Below are 21,391 nucleotides of genomic sequence, written 5' to 3'. Positions count from 1 at the left end.
CTTTCTCGTCTATCAGATGCTGGCTGTCATCTTACACTTGCGTCGCCGTTCTGGCGCGGCGCGTTCATATCGAGAATCAGGCAGGTGGTGGAGGCGACGGCGTAGAGGCGCTCGTCGACGTCGTACAGGCGGCCTTCGGCCAGCGCGGTGGAGCGGCCGACGTGGATGATGCGGCCTTCGGCGCGTACCGGACCGACTTCGCTGCGCAGCGCGCGGATGTAGCTCACTCGCAGGTCTGCAGTGGTGTAACCCTGGCCTGTCTTGAGCAGGGTATGCACGGCGCAGCCCATGCAGGAGTCGAGGAGTGTGGCGATGTAGCCGCCATGCACGCTGCCCAGCGGGTTGTAGTGTCGCTGATCGGGCGTGCCCTGGAAGACGAACAAGCCGCTGGCCCATTGCACCGGGGTGAAGTCGAGCACCGCGTTGATCGGTGGCGAGGGCAGGTCGCCACGGCCGATACCGTCGAAGAAATCCATCGGCGTCATGGCGGCCACTTCCGCCAGGCTGAGGGTGCCGGGAGCGGCGAGCTGGTTGCGAATGGCCTGTTCCTCGGCAATCCAGGTGGCGAGGCGGGCGTCTCGTGATAAGGCGGTCATGCTGGCTCCAGATAAATATGATGGACGACATTCAATGTTTCATATTATGGTCGAAATATAAATAGCCGCCAGTCGCTGTCGATCGGAGTTTCGCCATGCTGCCTTCCCGTGTTTTGTTGATCATCCTGATGCTGCTCACCGCACTGGGGGAAACCTCCACGCAGTTGCTGATTCCCGCTCTTGGCGAGCTGGAGCGCGGGCTGGAGGCCGAGCCTGGTAGCAGTCTGTTGGCGCTGTCGCTGTTCGTCGGCGCCTTTGGCCTTGGCCAGTTGCTGCTCGGGCCGCTGTCGGATCGGTTGGGGCGCCGTCCGGTGTTGCTCGCCGGGCTGAGCCTTTATCTGCTGGCGACCCTGGGCATGCTGCTGGCGCCGAACATCGACGTGCTGATCGGCATGCGTGTGCTGCAGGGGCTAGGTGCCTGTGCGGCGCTGGTGCTGGCGCGAGCCATAGTCCGTGACGTGTGGCAGGAGCAGGCAGGGCCGGCCCTGGCGCTGACGGTGCTGGGCATGTTCGCGGCCATCGTCCTGTCCCCGGTGGTCGGTGGCCTGCTGACCCAGTACGGTGGTTGGCGCGCGCCGCTGTTGGCGACCCTTGTACTTGGCAGCCTGGCCTTGCTGGCGGTGTTTACCCGTTATCGTGAGAGCCATCTGCAGCGCGATCCCCAGGCTGGCCGCCTCAAAGGCCTGCTGGCCAGCTACCTGCAGGTGTGGCCCAGTTGCCGCGCTTTGGCGCTGACCATCGCCTGCACCTATGGCGCGATGTTCGTGGTGGTGGCGGGGTCTTCGTCGGTGTACATCGGCCTGCTGGGGCTTAGCGCCGCGCAATACGGGCTGACCTTCGCCCTTATCGTTTCCGGTCTGCTTGGCGGCGCGCTGTTCACCCTGCGCAACGTACAGCGCCTGGGGCCGCAGAAGGTGGTGGGCATCGGCGTCGCGCTGGTGCTGCTCGGGTCGTTGCTGACCCTGGCGATCTATCTGCTGTTCGGCCTATCGCTGCTGGGGCTGTCGCTGCCGCAGGTAGTGGTGACGCTGGGCGGTGGCATGCTGCTGCCGGCAGCGGTGGCCGGCGCGGTAATTCCAAATCCGCAGCGTGCCGGGTTGGCTGCGGGGCTGATGGGCTTCTCGCAGATGGCGGGCGCTACTCTGGCCGGCCTGCTGCTCGGTGCCCTGCAGGATGGCTCGGCCTGGCCTATGGTTGCCTTGAATGCGCTGTTCGCCGTGTTGGCGTTTCTGTTCTTCCACCTCTTGCGCGTGCGCCCGGTCGTCACGGCTGCGGTGGCTGGCAAACTTCCCTGATTCGAGGACAAAGCTATGAGCAGCTATGACGTGGTCATCATCGGCGCCGGCCCCGGCGGCTACAATGCGGCTATTCGCGCCGGGCAACTGGGTTTGAAGGTAGCCTGTGTGGAGGGGCGCGAAACGCTCGGTGGTACCTGCCTGAACGTCGGCTGCATGCCGTCCAAGGCCTTGCTGCATGCATCCGAACTCTACGAAGCTGCCGCCGGTGGTGAGTTGAGCAGCCTGGGGGTGGAGGTCACGCCGACGCTCAACCTGATGCAGATGATGAAGCAGAAGGCCGATAGCGTCGAAGCGCTGACCAAGGGCGTGGAGTTTCTATTTCGCAAGAACAAGGTGGAGTGGGTCAAGGGCTGGGGGCGTATCGACGGCCCCGAGCGGGTGCAGGTGAAACTGAGCGAAGGCGGCGAGCGCCTGTTGGAAACGAAGAACATCGTCATCGCCACAGGCTCGGAGCCAACACCTTTGCCGGGTGTGGAGATCGACAACGTGCGCATCCTCGACTCCACCGGCGCGCTGTCGCTGCCCGAGGTGCCCAAGCACCTGGTGGTGATCGGTGCCGGGGTGATCGGTCTGGAGCTGGGCTCGGTGTGGCGCCGCCTGGGCAGCCAGGTCACGGTGGTGGAATACCTCGACCGCATCTGCCCCGGTCTTGACGGCGAGACGGCCAAGACCCTGCAGCGCACCCTGAGCAAGCAAGGCATGAGTTTCAAGCTCGGCACCAAGGTCACCGGTGCCAAGACGGGCAAGTCCGGCGTGACCCTGACGCTGGAGCCGGCAGCAGGCGGCGCGAGCGAGACCCTGGAAGCCGATTACGTACTCGTGGCCATCGGTCGACGCCCTTACAGCAAAGGTCTCGGGCTGGAGAGCGTCGGCCTGAACACCGACAAGCGCGGCATGCTCGGCAATGAAAAACACCAGAGCAGCGTACCGGGCGTGTGGGTGATCGGTGATGTCACCTCCGGGCCGATGTTGGCGCACAAGGCCGAAGATGAGGCGGTGGCCTGTATCGAGCGCATCGCCGGACATGCGGCGGAGGTCAACTACGGGGTAATCCCCGGGGTGATTTACACCCGCCCGGAAGTGGCCAGTGTCGGCAAGGGCGAGGAGGAGCTAAAGGCCGAGGGGCGCGCGTACAAGGTCGGCAAGTTCCCCTTCACCGCCAACAGCCGGGCGAAGATCAACCACGAGACCGAAGGTTTCGTGAAGATCCTCGCTGACGCCAATACCGACCAGATTCTCGGCGTACACATGATCGGCCCGAGCGTGGGCGAACTGATCGGCGAGTACTGCGTGGCCATGGAGTTCTCCGCCTCGGCCGAGGACATCGCGCTGACCTGTCATCCGCACCCGACCCGTTCGGAGGCAGGGCGTCAGGCAGCGATGGGCGTACATGGCTGGACCATGCAGGCCTGAGATCACGTAGGGTGTCGCGGTGCCGCTCGGGTCTTACTTATCGGGTGTTGCGTCGATTGAACGTTCGTATCGGTGCGTGTGGCGCACCCTACGGGCGTGGTGCTCTCGTAGCCCGGATGCAATCCGGGAACTGCACAGAACGACCCCGTATTTCATCCGGACTACGGCGCGGCGTACTCGGCGTCAGAGTACGTGGTCGAGGTTCACCGGCTCGCCCGGCTGGACGTTGAGTTTGCTGCGGATGTCGGCGAACACCTTGTCGTACTCGTCGTGGCCGCGCATCACCGGGCTGGCGTTGGGGTGCAGGCCATGGCGGGCTGCGATGCGGGTCGCCACACTGGCGAAGTTGAAGGCGACGTCGCGGTGCAGTTCGAATTCTTCCTCGAAGTGCCTGCCGTCCACGTCGCCGACCAGGCGCATGTGCAGCATCGGCCCCTGCTGCGGGTCCTTGCGGACTTCGTAGTAGAAATCCACCGAGAAGGGCGGCAGCAGGCGCATGTGCTCGGGGCGGTCGGTGTTGTCGCGGTGCAGGTGACCGGGGGTGAACATGATCGGGACCTCCTTCAGCGATAGACGATGCCAGTGCAGTCCAGGCTGATGCGCGTGCCCGAACGCCCCTGGACGATGGCTTCGATGTTTTCCAGCGAGCCGATTACCGCCGTGCTGCCGGTGTTGCGGGCGAATTCGCAGGCGGCCTGCACTTTCGGGCCCATGGAACCGGCTGCGAAGCCGAGCGTTTCGATAGCGTCGGGATGGGCTTCGGCGATGGATTGCTGCGTGGGTTTGCCCCAGTCGATATAGGCTGCGTCGACATCGGTGGCGATCACCAGCAGATCGGCATTGAGTTGTTCGGCCAGCAGCGCCGAGCAAAGGTCCTTGTCGATCACCGCTTCGACGCCGCGCAACTGGTTGCCGTCGTACATGGTCGGGATACCGCCGCCGCCGGCGCAGATCACCACGCTGCCTTTTTCCAGCAGCCACTTGATCGGGCGAATCTCGAAGATGCGTTGCGGCCTGGGGCTTGCCACCACGCGACGGAACTTGTCGCCGTCCGGGGCGATGCTCCAGCCTTTCTCGGCGGCCAGGCGTTCGGCTTCTTCCTTCGTATAGACCGGGCCGATGGGCTTGGTTGGGTTCTTGAATGCCGGGTCGGCGCTGTCCACTTCCACCTGCGTGAGCAGGGTGGCGAAGGGCACTTCGAACGGTAGCAGGTTGCCCAGCTCCTGTTCGATCATGTAGCCGATCATGCCTTCGGTCTCGGCGCCGAGCACGTCCAGCGGGTAGGGGTTGGCCGCGTCATAGGCGTTGCCCTGCAGGGCCAGCAGGCCGACCTGCGGGCCGTTGCCGTGGGCGATCACCAGCTCGACGCCGTCTGCCACCTTGGCGATCTGCTGGCAGGCGATACGCACGTTGTCACGTTGGTTTTCCGCGGTCATGGCTTCACCGCGGCGAAGCAGGGCGTTGCCGCCCAGGGCGATGACGAGTCGCATGGTGTTCTCCTTGTTCGTGTTCGTAGCCCGGATGCAATCCGGGGCAGTGGAACAGCTCATCCCCGGATTGCATCCGGGCTACGGGCGGCCAGAACCGGCTTAAAGTCTTGCGAGCTAGAGCAATGCAATAACGGCGGCCCCACAAAAACAGGAGAGGAACGGTCGGAGTCGCGGGCGACTGTACTTTTGTACATGAGCATGACTCGCTTCGCTCGCCCCTACGGAGCCGCACTGAAGTGCGTTAGCCGCAAGCGGCTTTCCTATCCTGTTGTTAACGCAGCAGTGCCGACGCGCAGCAGACTTTCAGTCGGTTCTCAGATGTCTGCCAGGGTCGCCACCAATATCGCCTTGATCGTATGCATGCGGTTTTCCGCCTGCTCGAAGGCGATGTTCCAGGGCGATTCGAAGACGTCTTCGGTGACCTCGATGCCGTTCTTCAGGTGCGGATACTGCTCGGCGATCTGCTTGCCGACCTTGGTCTCGCTGTTGTGGAAGGCCGGCAGGCAGTGCATGAATTTCACCCGTGGGTTGCCGGCGGCCTTCATGATCTCGGCGTTGACCTGATAAGGCAGCAGCTCCTGGATGCGTTCGCCCCAGGCTTCCACCGGCTCGCCCATGGAGACCCAGACATCGGTGTGAACGAAATCAACGCCCTTGACCGCTTCCTTCGGATCTTCGGTGAGCAGGAGGCGTGCGCCACTTTCCTGCGCGAACTGCTTGCAGGCGGCGACGTGTTCCTCGCTCGGCCACAGCGCCTTGGGCGCGGCGATGCGCACGTCCATGCCGAGCTTGGCGCCAATCAGCAGCAGCGAATTGCCCATGTTGTTGCGCGCATCACCGAGGTAGGCGTAGGCAATGTCGTGCAGCGGCTTGTCGCTGTGCTCACGCATGGTCAGCACGTCGGCAAGCATCTGCGTCGGGTGGTACTCGTCGGTCAGGCCGTTGAACACCGGCACGCCGGCATAGGTGGCCAGCTCCTCGACGATCTCCTGTTTGAAGCCGCGGTACTCGATGGCGTCGTACATGCGCCCGAGCACGCGGGCGGTGTCCTTCATCGACTCCTTGTGGCCGATCTGCGACGAATTGGGGTCGATGTAGGTAACGTTGGCGCCCTGGTCGTAGGCCGCCACCTCGAAGGCGCAGCGGGTGCGGGTGGAGGTTTTCTCGAAGATCAGCGCGATGTTCTTGCGGGTCAGGTGCTGCTGTTCGGTGCCGGTGTATTTGGCGCGCTTGAGGTCGCGTGACAGGTCGAGCAGGTAACGCAACTCGCGGGTGCTGTGGTGCATCAGGCTGAGCAGGTTACGGTTGTGCATGTTGAAAGCCATGATTCGTTCTCCTCGTGGGCAGTGGAAACACCCCGGCAGCGGATGGCCGCCGGGGCTGGCTGGATCAGTAGTCGATAGGGTCGCGGATGATCGGGCAGGTCATGCAGTGGCCGCCGCCACGTCCGCGCCCCAGTTCGCTGGCGCTGATGGTGATGACCTCGACGCCGGCCTTGCGCAACAGCGTGTTGGTGTAAGTGTTGCGGTCGTAGCCGATCACCACGCCTGGCTCCAGACAGACCACGTTGTTGCCGTCGTCCCACTGCTCGCGTTCGGCCTCGTAGGCGTCGCCGCCGGTTTCCACCACGCGCAGCTTCTTCAGATTGAGGGATTCGGCTACCACATCGACGAAGGGTTTGTCCTCGCGGCGTACGTCGATGCCACCCGGGCGGCTCTCGTCCGGGCGCAGGGTGAAGGGTACGATGCCGTTAGCCACTTCCGGGAAAATGGTCACCAGGTCGCGGTCGCAGAAACTGAACACGGTGTCCAGGTGCATGGCCGCGCGGGAACGGCCCAGGCCGGCAACTACCACCCTGTCTGCCGCGCCCTTGGCGAATAGCGCGCGCGCCACCTGGCCGATGGCCTGGTGCGAGCTGCGTTCGCCCATGCCGATCAGCACGGTGCCGTTGCCGATGGGCATCACGTCGCCGCCTTCCAGGGTGGCCGAGCCGTGGTCCTGGTCCGGATCGCCGTACCAGATCTCGAAGGGCTCATTGGTGAAGTCCGGATGGAAGGTGTAGATGGCACTGGCGAGCAGGGTTTCCTGACGGCGCGCTGGCCAGTACATGGGGTTCAAGGTGACGCCGCCATAGATCCAGCAGGTGGTGTCGCGGGTGAACTGGGTGTTGGGCAGCGGCGGGAAGATGAAGCTGGCTTCGCCGAGGTAAGCATTGAACATCTTCGCCGCCTCGGAATCCGTGTGCTTGGCCAGATCGGCGCCGGATACGCCGCCGATCAGGAACTCGGCGATCTTGCGTGGCTCCAGCCCTTCGATGAAGGCGCGCACTTCATTCTGCAGACCGAGGCCGACGCTGTTGGGGGTGATCTTGCGGTCGAGAATCCACTTCAGCGCGTTGGGGTCGCTGACGGTCTCTTCCAGCAGGTTGTGCATCTCCACGACCTCAATGCCGCGTTCGCGCATCTTGGTCATGAAATCGAAGTGATCGCGCTTGGCCTGGGAGACCCAGATCACGTCGTCGAACAGCAGTTCGTCGCAGTTACCGGGGGTCAGGCGCAGGTGGGCAAGGCCTGGCGAGCAGACCATCACCTTGTGCAGTTTGCCGGCTTCGGAATGAACGCCGAGGGGCTTCTTGGACATATCGAACTCCTTCTCTTACAGACTCAGGAAACCGTCATACAACCCGTAGGCGGCGATGGCGGCACCGATCAGTACGGCGACGAAAATGATCTTCTCGACGCCAGTGAAAATGGGTTGTCCCAGTTCGTGCTTGGCCTTGGCGAAAAGGAGCGCGCCAGGGGCATAGAGCAGTGCGGACAGCAGCAGGTACTGCACGCCGGCGGCGTACACCAGCCACACCGCGTACAGGGTGGAGATGGCCGCGATCAGCAGGTCCTTGTTGCGCTCGCCAGCGGCACTCTCGTAGGTCTCGCCGCGCACCGCCAGCAATACTGCGTAGGCGCTGGACCAGAAGTAGGGCACCAGGATCATCGAGGTGGCCAGGTACAGCAGGCTGAGGTAGGTGGAGGCGCTGAACAGGGTGATGATCAGAAACAGCTGGATCAGTCCGTTGGACAGCCACAGCGCATTGGCCGGAACGTGGTTGGCGTTCTCCTTGCGCAGGAATTCCGGCATGGTGTGGTCGCGGGCGCTGGCGAAGAGAATCTCGGCGCACAGCAGCGTCCACGACAGCAGCGCACCGGCCAGCGAGACGATCAGGCCGATGGCGATCAGCTGCGCCCCCCAGGGGCCGACCACCTGCTCCAATACGCCGGCCATGGACGGGTTCTTCAACCCGGCCAGTTCGGCCTGGGCCATGATGCCCTGAGACAGGATGTTGACCAGTACCAGCAGCAGAAGCACGCCGACGAAACCGATCACCGTGGCCTTGCCGACGTCGCTGCGCTTCTCTGCGCGCGCGGAGAAGATGCTCGCACCCTCGATGCCGATGAACACCCAGACGGTGACCAGCATCATGTTGCGCACCTGATCCATCACGCTGCCCAGCTCCGGGTTGCCACGGCCCCAGAAGTCGCTGGTGAACACATCGAGCTTGAAGGCGATGGCGGCGATGACGATGAACAGCGCCAGTGGCAGCATCTTGGCGATGGTGGTCACGGTGTTGATGAAGGCCGCCTCCTTGATCCCTCGCAGCACCAGGAGGTGCAGCAGCCAGAGCAGCACGGATGCGCAGATCACGGCGGGCAACGTATTGCCCTCGCCGAATACCGGGAAGAAGTAACCCAGGGTGGAGAACAGCAGCACCATGTAGCTGACGTTGCCGATCCAGGCGCTGATCCAGTAGCCCCAGGCCGAGGAGAAGCCCATGTAGTCGCCGAAACCGGCCTTGGCGTAGACGTAGACGCCGCCGTCGAGTTCGGGCTTGCGGTTGGCCAGGGTCTGGAACACGAAGGCCAGGGTCAACATGCCCACGCCGGTGATCAGCCAGCCGATCAGGGTGGCACCGGCGCTGGCGCTGGCGGCGATGTTCTGCGGCAGCGAAAAGATACCGCCGCCGACCATGGAGCCGACGACTAGCGCGATCAGCGCGCCAAGGCGGAGTTTCTGCGTCGAATCAGACATCTCAATTACCTCCGTGTCACAAGGGGACATAGGTATTGAGCGCGTTTGGCGAGCACAGCATTCTGACCTAAATCAAGGGTCAGGATTCGTCAACGCACATCCTTGTTCCAAGCGTTGTCGAGCACCTGAATGAGTCAGGACTGCTGCTCTGGCTGGCACGCTGAGGCACCAGTCCAATCACGATAGTCCGTACTTTCTGTTAAGCAATGATGGCGAGTTGAGATGGGATGAAGGCGGGGGGATGAAATGGGCGGGGCGGTTGGCCCCGCTCGACGCTCCGGCCGGATAGGCTGGCGCAGACCCGAAGGTCGGAAGGAGAGAACACGGCGCCGGGCGGGTAGCCCCTGCTGGCAGTTGCGCCGTGTGGGTGCAGCATGACGCGGAAAGCTTTCAGCCAGCTTTCCACGCCATTACCGGCCGAGGAATATCAGCCGATGGTCATCAGGCTGGCGTTGCCGCCGGCCGCTGCGGTGTTGACGCTCAGGGCGTGCTCCACCAGCAGGCGTTCCAGGGCGATGTCGGTCTCGCCCTTGTTCAGGCCGTGTACACCGACGATGGCGCCCTTGCGCTGCGCCGCCTGTTCGCTCACCGCACGCAGCTGGTCGGAATCGCCGTGGTGCAGGATGGCGTCCAGCTCCACGTCGACGCTGTTCCAGTCGGCCACCAGCTGGATGTGCTTGTGCACCTCTTTCGGCAGCTCGGCGTACAGCGCACGCTGGCTTTCCAGCCAGATCGCCTGGCTGCCCACGGCCAGGGTGGCGGCCAGTTGGGCAAGCAGGTCGCTGCGTTCGTCGGCCAGGTTCAGCACGTGCTCGCGCGGCAGCAGGGTGTAGCTGTTACGCTCGCCGGTCGGGCCGGTCAGCACGTGGCTGCTGTAGCTCTGCGACAGCGCGCGGTACTGCTCGAACAGCGCGGCGATGGCCGGCTCCTGGTTGGCTGCCCATTCGGCGAAGGCGGCGCGCACCTTGTCCAGCTCGGTCGGTGCTGGCAGGGCCTGCACGTCGGCCTGTTGCAGGTACTGGGCGACGGCGTCCTGCGGGCGGGTCGAGAGCAGGCGATAGAGGTACAGCGGGCCACCGGCTTTCGGGCCGGTCCCGGACAGGCCTTCGCCACCGAACGGCTGCACGCCGACCACGGCGCCGACCATGTTGCGGTTCACATACAGGTTACCGACCTTGGCCGTGCCCACCACCTGGGCGATGGTCTCGTCGATGCGCGTGTGTACGCCGAGGGTCAGGCCGTAGCCACTGTCGTTGATCTGCTGCAGCAGCTTGCCCAGGTCCGCACGCTGGTAGCGCACCACGTGCAGCACCGGGCCGAAGATCTCGCGCTTCATTTCGTCGAAGCTGTCCAGCTCGATCAGGGTCGGCACGACGAAGGTGCCGCGCTTGATGTCGTCAGCGTTGACGCGCGCCAGCTGAGTGACCTTGCGGCCTTTCTCGCGCAGCTTGGCGATGTGGGTGTCGATACCGGCCTTGGCTTCGGCGTCGATCACCGGGCCGATGTCGGTGTTCAGGCGTTCCGGGTTGCCGAGGGTGTATTCGGCCATGGCGCCCTTGAGCATGGTCAGCACGCGGTCGGCCACGTCGTCCTGCACGCACAGCACGCGCAGGGCCGAGCAGCGCTGGCCGGCGCTGTCGAAGGCGGAGGCGACCACGTCCATCACCACCTGCTCGGTCAGCGCCGAGGAGTCGACGATCATGGCGTTGAGGCCGCCGGTTTCGGCGATCAGCGGGATGGTGCGGCCCTGGGCGTCGAGACGACCGGCGATATTGCGCTGGAGAATGCCGGCCACCTCGGTGGAACCGGTGAACATCACCCCGCGCACGCGCTCGTCACCGACCAGGCGCGCACCGACAGTTTCACCACGGCCCGGCAGCAGCTGCACGGCACCGGCTGGTACGCCAGCCTCGAGCAGGATACGCACGGCCTGGGCGGCGATCAGTGGGGTCTGTTCGGCCGGCTTGGCCAGCACGGTGTTACCGGCGGCGAGTGCGGCGGCCACTTGGCCACTGAAGATCGCCAGGGGGAAGTTCCACGGGCTGATGCACACCACCGGGCCCAGCGGGCGGTGGCTGTCGTTGCCGAAGCTGCGTGCCTGGATCGCGTAGTAGCGGAGGAAATCCACCGCCTCGCGCACCTCGGCGATGGCGTTGGCGAAGGTCTTGCCGGACTCGCGTACCAGCAGGCCCATCAGTTGCTGCAGCTCGGCTTCCATCAGATCGGCGGCGCGCTCCAGCACGGCGGCGCGCTCGGCTGGCAGAGTGGACTGCCAGATCTGCCCGCTGGCCAGGGCGCAGAGGATGGCGCTGTCGACATCCTTGACGCTGGCTTCGCGCACGTGGCCGACCAGGTCACGGTGATCGGCCGGGTTGCGCACCGGCTCCGGCTCGCCCGGGTTGGGTGCATCGCAGCCGAGCATGGGTTCGGCGACGTAGCTGAGATTGGTGGACGACAGCAGCGCCGAGGACAGCGAGCCGAGGCGGTGTTCGTTGGCCAGGTCGAGGCCGGCGGAGTTGACCCGCTCCTGGCCGTACAGGTCACGCGGCAGGGCGATACGCGGATGCGGCAGGCCGATGGCGCCTTCCTGCGCGGCCATCTGCTCGACCTGCAGCACCGGGTCGAGCACCAGGTCTTTCAGCGAAATGCTGTGGTCGGCGATGCGGTTGACGAAGCTGGTGTTGGCGCCGTTTTCCAGCAGGCGGCGTACCAGGTAGGCCAGCAGGGTCTCGTGGCTACCCACCGGCGCGTAGATGCGGCACGGGCGGTTCAGCTTGCCGTCGGCGATCTTGCCCACCACCTGCTCGTACAAAGGCTCGCCCATGCCGTGCAGGCACTGGAACTCGTACTGGCCCGGGTAGTAGTTCTGCCCGGCCAACTGGTAGATGGCCGACAGCGAGTGGGCGTTGTGGGTGGCGAACTGCGGGTAGATGGCTTCCGGCGCGGCCAGCAGCTTGCGTGCGCAGGCCAGGTAGGACACGTCGGTGTACGGCTTGCGGGTGTACACCGGATAGCCTTCCAGACCGTTGACCTGGGCCAGCTTGATCTCGCTGTCCCAGTAGGCGCCCTTGACCAGGCGGATCATCAGACGGTGGCGGCTGCGCTTGGCCAGGTCGATGACGTAGTCGATCACGTACGGGCAGCGCTTCTGGTAGGCCTGGATGACGAAACCGATGCCGTTCCAGCCGACCAGCGATGGCTCGAAGCACAGGCGCTCGAGCAGGTCCAGCGACAGCTCCAGGCGGTCGGCTTCCTCGGCGTCGATGTTGAGGCCGATGTCGTACTGCTTGGCCAGCTGGGTCAGACCCAGCAGGGTCGGGTACAGCTCGTCCATCACGCGCTCGTACTGGGCGCGGCTGTAGCGCGGGTGCAGGGCGGAGAGCTTGATCGAGATGCCCGGGCCTTCGTAGATGCCGCGACCGTGCGAGGCCTTGCCGATGGCGTGGATGGCCTGCTCGTAGGACGCCAGGTAACGCTTGGCATCTTCCTCGGTCAGTGCGGCTTCACCGAGCATGTCGTAGGAGTAGCGGAAGCCCTTGGCTTCCAGGGTGGCGGCGTTGGCCAGGGCTTCGGCGATGGTCTCGCCGGTGACGAACTGCTCGCCCATCAGGCGCATGGCCATGTCCACGCCCTTGCGGATCACCGGCTCGCCGCTCTTGCCGATCAGGCGGTTGAGCGCCGAGGTCATGCCGGCCTCGGTGTGGGTCGACACCAGCTTGCCGGTAATCAGCAGGCCCCAGCTCGCCGCGTTGACGAACATCGACGGGCTCTGGCCGAGGTGCTGGCTCCAGTTGCCGTTGGCGATCTTGTCGCGGATCAGCGCGTCACGGGTGGCCTTGTCCGGGATGCGCAGCAGGGCTTCGGCCAGGCACATCAGGGCCACGCCTTCCTGCGACGACAGCGAGAACTCCTGCAGCAGGCCCTGCACCAGGCCCTGACGGCCACTGGCATTCTTCTGGTTACGCAGTTTCTCGGCGATGCCCAGGGCCAGCTTCTGCGAGGCCTCGGCCTGCTCCTTGTTCAGGCGCGCCTGCTCCAGCAGCATCGGTACCACTTCGGTTTCCGGGCGGCGGTAGGCGCTGGTGATGGCGGCGCGCAGCACCGACTGCGGGAGGATGCTTTCGGCGAAATCGAGGAACACCTGCAGACCCTGCTCGGTCAGCGACTCCAGCGCTTCTTCACCGGCGGCAGCAGCCAGGCCGGCATGCTCGGCGGGCGTCAGGCCACTCTCGACTTGCTCCAGATAATTGAAGATCGCCTGCTTGATCATCCAGTGCGGGGTGCGGTCGATCTGCGCAGCAGCCTTCTTCAGGCGCTCGCGGGTGGCATCGTCGAGTTTTACGCCAAGCGTGGTGGTGGCCATAGGTGTGTCCTGTTTTTGTCGGTTGTACAGGGTGAAACTGCCTGGAGCAGTTTCTGGCGTCGCTTGCGACGGCCCCAGGGGCTGCCGCCATGGATGGCAGGCAATAAAAAAGCTGCGGGAGATTAAACCCGAGAATATGCATGGTGCAACCAGGTGCAACCAATAATTATCCTGGGCCGACGAACGTCTAATCTCTCGATATCTTCTCGGTGCCTTTACAGTTTGCGAGCGGCTGGCCTGGTCCGTTATGAGCAACGCCAGGCCATGCTGAGGGTCGCTGTACGCTTGTGGTGCAACCTGGGTGCTACCCGATCGCCGGCAAGGTGCTGCCTATTGATCAGGGTAGACCGCCGATATGGGAAGAGTGGCGCGAGGTGACGGATTGCAGGCGCTGAGTTGCGCCTGGCGGGGATCAGTAGCGGCAGTCTTCGCCGATACGTTGGTAGATCAGGGTGTGCTGCTCGCCGTTGGAGTCCAGATAGACCATGCGGGCTTCACCCGCTTGGCAACCTTGCGGCAGGGTCTGACTGATGACCTTGGCGATGTCCAGCCGCATGCCGTAATGGTAATGCTCCGGCGTTTCGGCATATGCCAGGGTAGTGGCGCAGCCCAGAGCGAGCAGGCAGACGATACGTTTCATGATGGCCTCGATGCAGGAAAAAGGGCCGTTTCAGCGGCCCGAGGGACGCCGGTCAGGAGCGCGGCCGGCGCCAGGTAAGCACTGGTTCAACCGTGCTGATCGCTGTTCTGCGCGCTCGCGGTTTGCGCCTGCTGGGTGGCTGTGGCGTGCGGCTGTTGCTGGTGGGCCTGTTGATGAGCGACGAAGGCCGCCGACTCTTCGGCGAAGCAGGCCTGGGCGGCGAGCAGAGTGGAAAGGGACATGACAGTGGCAGTGAGAAGGTTCTTCATTGGGGCGATCCTCTTGGGATTCTTCGTGGGTTCGAAGTCATCCTAGTGAGGCATCGAGGTGCGAAAAAGCGCGTCCCGGGTGAATGACCCTTACCTTTCGCGCAACAATCCTGCAGGCGTCGCCCAGTATTGCGCGTCGTCCAGTACCGCTTCGTCACCGCGCAGCAGCGGCGGCAGTTCGGCTTTGAGAAACTCCACCCAGGTGCGGGTCTTGGCATCGAGAAAGCGTCGCGACGGATAGATCGCATAGATGTTCAGGGCGCGCAGGCGGTGCTGCGGCAGGATGCGCAGCAGGCGTCCTTCACGCAGCGGCTGGCTGGCGACGAACGAGGGCAGCAGGCAGAAACCCATGCCGGCCTGGGTCGCCTTGACCAGCGCTTCGGCGACGTTGACCTGGAAGCACTCGGCCGGCAGGGCCTCCAGTTGTTCGTCGCCGAAATCCCATTGGCCACGGTACAGCGGGTCGGTCAGGCGCAGGTAGCGGTGCTGCTGCAGATCGCTCGGCTGCTGCGGGATGCCATGCTGAGCCAGGTAGCTGGGGGCGGCGCAGAGCACGCTGTAGACCGGACCCAGGCGTTGCGCGACCAGCTGCGAGTCCGGCAGGTCGCGGGCGAAGGCGATGGTCACGTCGTGGCCCTCTTCGAGTAGATCCGGGGTGCGTTGCGCCAGCGTGAGCTCTACCACCACCTGTGGATATCGCTCGGCATAGCGAGCGATCAATGGCGTCAGGTGCTGCAGGCCGAGGCCGGTCATGGTGTGCACGCGCAGGCGACCGCTGGGGGTGTGATGCGCGCCGCGCGCCTCGGCGTCGGCTTCGTCGATCTGGCCAAGAATCTGCCGGCAGCGCTCCAGATAGCGCTCGCCGGTTTCGGTCAGCGCCAGGCGTCGCGTGGTGCGCTGCAGCAGGCGCGCCTGCAGGTGTTGTTCCAGGTCGGTGATCAGTCGCGATACCTGCGCGGTGGACAGATCCAGCGCCTGGGCGGCAGCGGTAAAGCTGCCGCGCTCGACCACCTGAACGAACACGCGCATCGCATGAAGGGTATCCATTGTTGCTCCTGGCGTAAGGGCGTCTCTAACAACCACCTCGGCTTTGGCCTCCTGCGTCGCTCTACCTCCTGCATCCATGCAGTCGTGCGTTGCCATCGCGGTGTTAAAAACAGGCTCGTGCGCGAGTCCGATCAAAATGCTCATTTACTACTCGTAAAGTCGAGCGCGACTCCGATCGTTTTTCGCCTGTTTTTGCCTTGCGCTGGCCACCTCGCTTACGTTGCTAGAGACGCCAGTAATAGGCCAGACGCATTATGCGCGACGGCGAACCTTACAACGCACCCAGGATCAGTTGCGCTGCCACGGCGAACATCATCGCTGCCACGCCCAGGTCGATCAGGCGCCAGGTCAGTGGCCTGGCCAGCCAGGGTGCAAGCCAGGCGGCGCCGAGCGCCAGGGTGGCAAACCAGAGAAAGGAGGCGCTGGCGGCGCCTGCGGCATAGGCGCCAGGTTCAGGTTGCTGGGCACCGAGCGAGCCGATCAGCAGCACGGTATCCAGATAGACGTGCGGGTTGAGCAGGGTGACTGCCAGCGCGGCGAGCATCACTGCGCGCAATGAGCGCGGCTCGCTGCCTGCCGCTTGCAGCGACTGCGGGCGCGCGGCGCGCAGCAGCGCCTGACTGCCGTACCAGATCAGGAAGGCCGCGCCACCCCAGCGAGCGATGGCCAGCAAGGTCGGGCTCTGCGCCAGTAGGGTGGCCAGGCCGAACACGCCGGCGGCCACCAGCAGGGCATCGCAGACGATGCACAGGGCTGCCACCGGCAGGTGATGTTCGCGGCGCAGGCTCTGCGCCAGAACGAAGGCGTTCTGTGCCCCGATGGCCATGATCAGACCGATGGCCACCAGCATGCCGTTGCTGTAGCTCTGCCACATCACGACAGCTCCGGCATGGACGCCGCCGACAGGGCGCGCAGGGTGGAGAGCGCCCGTTCGGCTCGCTCGCTGGGCACGAAAATATGGTCGTGATGGAAACCTGCGACCACGTTGCAGCTGATGCCGGCCTGCGCCAGGGCGGCGGAGAAGGAAGCAGTGAGGCCCACGGCAGCCAGCGACGAATGCACCTCAAGGGTGATCCAGGCGGCGACGTAGTCGTAGCTCAGGCCATGGGCATCGGCGATTTCGCGCGTCAGCACCAGGCTAAGACCCTCGGACTCGCGCATGCTGGCGAGTGGCTGCAGGGCGCGGCAGTCATGCTCGGCTGGGACACAGCAGAACACGTACTGACCGGGGTTGAGCTGCGGCGTCATGCTCTGCAGCAGACGTGCGAGATTGGTTTCGCCAGACATGGCGGGCTCCTGATTGGGCTGAATGCTGGCAAGTCTGCTGTGGGCGGGTATATAAGAGAAACCAATATTGCTGATCACTCATTAGGGAAATCGATTGTTCGATTACAAACTTCTCGCCGCCCTGGCCGCTGTGGTGGAACAGGCCGGCTTCGAGCGTGCCGCGCAGGTGCTTGGGTTGTCGCAGTCTGCGGTGTCGCAGCGCATCAAGTTGCTCGAAGCGCGGGTCGGCCAGCCGGTGCTGGTGCGCGCGACGCCGCCGACGCCCACCGAAATCGGCCGGCGTCTGCTCAATCATGTGCAGCAGGTGCGTCTGCTCGAACGCGACCTGCAGGGCCAGGTTCCAGGGCTGGATGAACAGGCTTTGCCGGAGCGTCTGCGCATCGCCCTCAACGCTGACAGTCTGGCGACCTGGTGGGCGGCGGCGACGGCGGAATTCTGCGCCAACCAGCAGGTGCTGATGGAGCTGGTGGTGGAGGATCAGGAGGTTGGCCTCAAGCGCATGCGAGCGGGCGAAGTGGCCGGCTGCGTGTGTGCCGCCGAGCGTCCGGTGGCGGGGGCGCGCAGCTTGGCGCTGGGGGCGATGCGCTATCGCGCACTGGCCAGCCCGGGCTTCATCGCCCGGCATTTTGCTGCAGGCGTCAGCGTCGACGCGCTGGTGCGTGCGCCAGCCATCGTTTACGGCCCGGATGATCGGTTGCAGCATCGTTACCTGGCGGGCCTCGGCGTCACAGGCGCCTTCGCCTATCACCTGTGTCCCTCGTCCGAAGGATTCGTGCGCCTCGCTGAAGGCGGCTTGGGCTGGGGTCTGGTGCCGGAATTGCAAGTACGCGAAGAGCTGGCCAGCGGCAGGTTGGTGGATCTGCTGCCCGAGCGCTTCATCGATGTGCCGTTGTACTGGCACCATTGGCGCAATGGCGGCGAGTTGCTCAGCGAGTTGACCGAACGCCTGCGTCGCGCAGCCGGCGGCTCGTTGGTGCAGACGCAACCCGGTCCGTAGGATGCGCTGTGCGCACCAACTGCAGGGTGATGAAACGGGGGATTGGCTTGCATCGATCGTGGCGCTGGATGAAGCGCGACCTCCCTCTACGGGCTGGTGCGCACGGCGCACCCTACGAGTGCATGTGCCCGCCCGACGAATGAGGCTTGGCGGGTCGGTATTCTGGCCGTTACCGACAGGGCAGGGGGGATCAGGCGCTGCTAGAGTGCGGCAACTACAAGAATCAATGGCAGGGGATTGCGATGAGGATTCTGGTCACCGGCGCGAGTGGCTTCATCGGCGGGCGCTTCGCGCGCTTCGCGCTCGAACAGGGCCTGGACGTGCGGGTCAACGGCCGTCGTGCCGAGGGCGTGCAGCATCTGATCAAGCGCGGTGCGCAGTTCATTCAGGGCGATCTCGGTGATGCCGAGTTGGCCCAGGCGCTGTGCCGGGATGTCGAGGCGGTGGTGCACTGCGCGGGCGCGGTGGGCGTGTGGGGCGACTACGCGCATTTTCATCAGGCCAATGTGACGGTCACCGAGAATGTCGTCGACGCCTGCCTCAAGCAGAAGGTGCGGCGCCTGGTGCATCTGTCCTCGCCGTCGATCTATTTCGATGGCAAATCCCATGTCGAGATTGGCGAGGAGCAGGTGCCCAAACGCTTCTCCGATCACTACGGCAAGACCAAGTACCTGGCCGAGCAGCAGGTGTTCGCCGCGCAGGAGTTCGGCCTGGAGGTGATCGCCCTGCGCCCGCGCTTCGTCACCGGCGCGGGCGATACCAGCATCTTCCCACGGCTGATCGGCATGCAGCGCAAGGGCCGCCTGGCGATCATCGGCAATGGCCTGAACAAGGTCGACTTCACCAACGTGCACAATCTCAACGACGCCTTGCTCAGTTCGTTGCAGGTGGGCGGTGCGGCGCTCGGCCAGGTTTACAACATCAGCAATGGCGCGCCGGTGCCGCTGTGGGACGTGGTCAATTACGTGCTGCGTCGTCTGGAGCTGCCGCCGGTGACGCGACATGTGCCGTTCCCACTGGCCTACGCCGCGGCGACGCTCAACGAAGGCGTGTGTCGGGTGCTGCCGGGGCGGCCCGAGCCGAGTCTGTTTCGCCTCGGTGTGGCGGTAATGGCCAGGGATTTCTCCCTGAACATCGACCGTGCCCGCGAGTACCTTGGCTACGAGCCCCGGGCCAGCCTGTGGGATGCACTGGATGAATTCTGCACCTGGTGGCAGGCGCAGATGGGGCCTCAGGCGTAGATGCGCTGGCCGCGATAGATGCGTACCGAGCCGGTTGGCGCGCCGACCGGTAGCTCGACTGCGGCCAGTGGCGTGGCCGCTGCGCGCTGCGGTTGATCGGACAGTTCGGCCAGGCGCTGGCCGAGACGGCGGGTTTCTTCATCGTCGGATTTCAGGCTGCCATCGAGCATGGCACCGACCGCGTTGGGCTGGCTCAGGCGAATGTCCACGTCCTGCTCTTCGCGTAGACGACGACGCAGCGCTTTCATGCAGTCCAGTACTTCTTTGTTCAGTTCCATTGCCACTTCCCCCGATTGGTTGAAGGGTCACGGGCTCAGGCCTTCCTCGCCATCCGTAACCGCGCCAGCCTGATCTCCGTCGACTGGAACACTTCTTCGTGCTTTGCAGAACTTTCAGGCCGCCTGCTGGCTTGTGAGCGACGCGCTATCGGCTCGTTCACGACGGGAGAAAAAGCAAAGTGCGTACCAGTTCAAGTTTTGCGGAACTGCCGGGCTGCAGGCGAGTCGATGGCCCTGTCGCGCCCTTCGTCGGTGCGCCGCGCACCTGCTTGGCGCGACGCTGATGGTGTAATGGCTAATCGGTATACTGCGCGGCATTTCCGTTCATTCGTTCCAACCATAGGTCCGACCATGCGTAACGACGCCAACGACGAACTCGACAATCTGCCCAGCCTGACTCCGGAGCGCCGTGAGGATTTCGCCGAGCCGCGTGAGGAGCCCACCGCGCGCAGCAGCCGCGTGACCAGCAGCAAGGTGCCAGTGGCCAAGGGCGCCAGTACCGGGCCGTTGTGGGCGCTGGTTGGTGCGCTGAGTTTTGCTCTGGCCGGCCTGGGCTGGTGGAGCCTGCAGCAGATCGGCCTGATGGAGCAGCGCCTGGTGGCGACCCAGGAAAGCTTCGCGCGCATCAGCGAGGAGGCAGCCGGGCGCATTCAGGATATTTCCGGCAAGGTGGTGGCGACCGAATCCAACGTCACCAGCGGCAGCGAAGCGCTCAAACTGCAGGTCAAACAGCTGGAAAATCGGCTGGCCGAGCTGGGCAAGCAGCAACAGCAGAGCGCCACGGCGCAGGCTGCACTGGATAAGCGTGTCGAGCAGTTGGGAACCGAGCTCAAGAGTGGTCTCGGCGCCAGCGCCGACTTCGACAAGCGTCTGCAGGCGCTCTCCACCGAGCAGGCCGCACTGAAATCCGCCCAGGCGGACGCCAAGACGACCCAGGCCGAACTGGCCAAGCTCGACACGCGTATCAAGGCCCTCGGTGGTGATATCGATGCGCTGAAGAAGCAGGGCAATCCGGCGCAATCGATCCGCAGCCTGGAACAGGATCTGCTGGTGCTGCGCAGCGAACTGGACAACCGCCCGGCCGCCAGTGCCGGCCCGAATACCGCCGAGTTCGATGCCTTCCGCGCGCAGATGACGCGCAACATCAACACCCTGCAGAGCCAGGTGGTGAATCTGCAGCAGCAGATCAATCAGCGCTGAGTGTCAATGTCTCGATAAACGAACGCCCCGCAATGCGGGGCGTTCGTTTATTGGTCGCGGCTAAAGCCCCTCCCACAGGATATCGCTTGCGGGAGGTGTATTAGCTGCGATCTCACAGGCGCGGGTAGTCGATGTAGCCGACCGGGCCGGAGCCGTAGAAGGTTTCCGGGTGCGGCTCGTTCAGCGCGGCGTCCTGCGCCAGGCGCTGCGGCAGGTCCGGGTTGGCAATGAAGGGGATGCCGAAGGCCACGGCATCGGCTTTGCCTTCGGCCAGCCAGGCGTTGGCCTGATCCTTGGTGAAGCGTTCGTTGGCGATGAACACGCCGCCAAATTCCTGCTTCAGTTGCGGCGTCAGGCTGTCATCGTCGGCTTTTTCGCGAGCGCAGATGAAGGCGATGCCGCGCTTGCCCAGTTCGCGAGCGACGTAGCCGAAGGTTTCGCCCCGGTTGGCGTCGCCCATGTCGTGCGAGTCGGCACGTGGAGCCAGGTGCACGCCGACGCGGCCGGCGCCCCATACCGAGATGGCGGCGTCGGTCACTTCCAGCAGCAGACGCGCGCGGTTCTCGACGCTGCCGCCATAGTGATCGCTGCGCTGGTTGGTGCTGCTCTGCAGGAACTGGTCGAGCAGGTAACCGTTGGCACCGTGGATTTCCACACCGTCGAAACCGGCGGCCATGGCGTTTTCGGCGCCTTGACGATAAGCCTCGACGATATCGGCGATCTCTTCGGTCTCCAGCGCACGCGGGGTGACGAAGTCCTTCATCGGGCGCACCAGGCTGACGTGACCGGCCGGCTTGATCGCGCTGGGGGCGACCGGCAGTTCGCCATCCAGGTAGATGGGGTCGGAGATACGGCCGACGTGCCACAGCTGCAGGACGATCTTGCCGCCGTTGGCGTGCACCGCCTGGGTGATGTTGCTCCAGCCGCGAATCTGCGCATCCGACCAGATGCCGGGGGTGTTCGGGTAGCCCACGCCCATCGGCGTGACGGCAGTGGCTTCGCTGATGATCAGGCCGGCCGAGGCGCGCTGCACGTAGTACTCGGCCATCAGCGCGTTGGGCACGCGGCCTTCGTCGGTGCGGCAGCGGGTCAGCGGCGCCATGATGATGCGGTTGTTCAGGTGCAGATCACCGATCTGGATGGGGTCGAACAGTGTGGGCATGGTGGTTTCTCCGAGGGAAAGGTCAAA

19 protein-coding genes are annotated in these 21,391 nt (G+C 64.5%); 5 read left to right on the top strand and 14 right to left on the bottom strand.

Translation table 11 applies throughout. The features are described from left to right. Positions 1–26 precede the first annotated feature (26 nt). Positions 27–596 (bottom strand): PaaI family thioesterase, encoded by a 570-nt coding sequence (locus H3221_RS00295; RefSeq protein WP_196476969.1) that lies wholly within the window; start codon positions 594–596, stop codon positions 27–29. Between the two features lie 95 nt (positions 597–691). On the opposite strand from H3221_RS00295, the gene H3221_RS00290 reads away from it, so the two are divergent. Continuing rightward, on the top strand, positions 692–1,891 hold the full coding sequence (locus tag H3221_RS00290; RefSeq protein WP_196476968.1) for a Bcr/CflA family efflux MFS transporter: 1,200 nt from the start codon (positions 692–694) through the stop codon (positions 1,889–1,891). A gap of 15 nt (positions 1,892–1,906) precedes the next feature. Continuing rightward, positions 1,907–3,307 (top strand): dihydrolipoyl dehydrogenase, encoded by a 1,401-nt coding sequence (gene lpdA, locus H3221_RS00285; RefSeq protein ID WP_196476967.1) that lies wholly within the window; start codon positions 1,907–1,909, stop codon positions 3,305–3,307. Positions 3,308–3,490: 183 nt separating this feature from the next. Here lpdA and H3221_RS00280 read toward each other — a convergent pair whose 3' ends face one another. From H3221_RS00280 to H3221_RS00230, 11 genes are all read right to left on the bottom strand, one after another. Next, entirely contained in the window at positions 3,491–3,856 is a 366-nt protein-coding gene (locus H3221_RS00280; protein ID WP_196476966.1) for a DUF5064 family protein, read from the bottom strand. Positions 3,857–3,870: 14 nt separating this feature from the next. Next, positions 3,871–4,797, bottom strand: a complete 927-nt coding sequence (gene arcC, locus H3221_RS00275; RefSeq protein ID WP_196476965.1) for a carbamate kinase — start codon at positions 4,795–4,797, stop codon at positions 3,871–3,873. 314 nt (positions 4,798–5,111) lie between these two features. Further along, on the bottom strand, positions 5,112–6,122 hold the full coding sequence (locus tag H3221_RS00270) for an ornithine carbamoyltransferase (RefSeq protein WP_196476964.1): 1,011 nt from the start codon (positions 6,120–6,122) through the stop codon (positions 5,112–5,114). 64 nt (positions 6,123–6,186) lie between these two features. Then, entirely contained in the window at positions 6,187–7,437 is a 1,251-nt protein-coding gene (gene arcA / locus H3221_RS00265) for an arginine deiminase (RefSeq protein WP_196476963.1), read from the bottom strand. Positions 7,438–7,452: 15 nt separating this feature from the next. Beyond that, positions 7,453–8,880 carry an arginine-ornithine antiporter gene (gene arcD / locus H3221_RS00260; protein WP_196476962.1) on the bottom strand — a complete coding sequence of 476 codons (1,428 nt, stop codon included), beginning with the start codon at positions 8,878–8,880 and terminating at the stop codon, positions 7,453–7,455. A gap of 427 nt (positions 8,881–9,307) precedes the next feature. Then, positions 9,308–13,243, bottom strand: a complete 3,936-nt coding sequence (gene putA / locus H3221_RS00255; RefSeq protein ID WP_196476961.1) for a trifunctional transcriptional regulator/proline dehydrogenase/L-glutamate gamma-semialdehyde dehydrogenase — start codon at positions 13,241–13,243, stop codon at positions 9,308–9,310. Positions 13,244–13,655: 412 nt separating this feature from the next. Then, positions 13,656–13,883 carry a DUF2790 domain-containing protein gene (locus tag H3221_RS00250; RefSeq protein ID WP_196476960.1) on the bottom strand — a complete coding sequence of 76 codons (228 nt, stop codon included), beginning with the start codon at positions 13,881–13,883 and terminating at the stop codon, positions 13,656–13,658. A gap of 86 nt (positions 13,884–13,969) precedes the next feature. Then, the gene (locus H3221_RS00245; RefSeq protein ID WP_196476959.1) at positions 13,970–14,152 is read right to left on the bottom strand and encodes a hypothetical protein; all 183 of its coding nucleotides are present in this window, start codon (positions 14,150–14,152) and stop codon (positions 13,970–13,972) included. A 90-nt stretch (positions 14,153–14,242) separates the two neighbouring features. Further along, entirely contained in the window at positions 14,243–15,199 is a 957-nt protein-coding gene (locus H3221_RS00240) for a LysR family transcriptional regulator (protein WP_196476958.1), read from the bottom strand. Between the two features lie 271 nt (positions 15,200–15,470). Continuing rightward, positions 15,471–16,073 (bottom strand): LysE/ArgO family amino acid transporter, encoded by a 603-nt coding sequence (locus tag H3221_RS00235; protein WP_196476957.1) that lies wholly within the window; start codon positions 16,071–16,073, stop codon positions 15,471–15,473. Next, entirely contained in the window at positions 16,073–16,486 is a 414-nt protein-coding gene (locus H3221_RS00230) for an ACT domain-containing protein (RefSeq protein WP_196476956.1), read from the bottom strand. The genes H3221_RS00235 and H3221_RS00230 overlap by 1 nt, the downstream gene beginning before the upstream one ends. Before the next feature lie 94 nt (positions 16,487–16,580). Between H3221_RS00230 and H3221_RS00225 the strand changes: the two genes are divergently transcribed. Both H3221_RS00225 and H3221_RS00220 read left to right on the top strand, forming a co-directional pair. Continuing rightward, complete coding sequence (locus H3221_RS00225) at positions 16,581–17,483, top strand: LysR family transcriptional regulator ArgP (RefSeq protein WP_196476955.1); 903 nt, start codon at positions 16,581–16,583, stop codon at positions 17,481–17,483. 242 nt (positions 17,484–17,725) lie between these two features. Beyond that, positions 17,726–18,724: an NAD-dependent epimerase/dehydratase family protein gene (locus H3221_RS00220; protein ID WP_196476954.1), complete on the top strand. Its 999-nt coding sequence runs from the start codon at positions 17,726–17,728 to the stop codon at positions 18,722–18,724. Here H3221_RS00220 and H3221_RS00215 read toward each other — a convergent pair. Next, positions 18,715–19,002, bottom strand: a complete 288-nt coding sequence (locus H3221_RS00215; RefSeq protein WP_160018460.1) for a hypothetical protein — start codon at positions 19,000–19,002, stop codon at positions 18,715–18,717. The genes H3221_RS00220 and H3221_RS00215 overlap by 10 nt on opposite strands. Positions 19,003–19,353: 351 nt before the next feature. Here H3221_RS00215 and H3221_RS00210 point away from each other — a divergent pair, with 351 nt between their 5' ends. After that, positions 19,354–20,202 carry an ATPase gene (locus H3221_RS00210; protein WP_196476953.1) on the top strand — a complete coding sequence of 283 codons (849 nt, stop codon included), beginning with the start codon at positions 19,354–19,356 and terminating at the stop codon, positions 20,200–20,202. 112 nt (positions 20,203–20,314) lie between these two features. On the opposite strand, the gene H3221_RS00205 is transcribed toward H3221_RS00210, so the two are convergent. Continuing rightward, a complete protein-coding gene (locus tag H3221_RS00205; protein ID WP_196476952.1) occupies positions 20,315–21,364 on the bottom strand; it encodes an alkene reductase in 1,050 nt (349 codons plus the stop codon). Positions 21,365–21,391: the final 27 nt, after the last annotated feature.

The organism is Pseudomonas chaetocerotis (genome assembly GCF_015712105.2).
Classification (GTDB): domain Bacteria; phylum Pseudomonadota; class Gammaproteobacteria; order Pseudomonadales; family Pseudomonadaceae; genus Aquipseudomonas; species Aquipseudomonas chaetocerotis.
The sequence above is the reverse complement of the archived record's forward strand: the minus strand, read 5'-3'. Positions and strand labels throughout refer to the sequence as shown.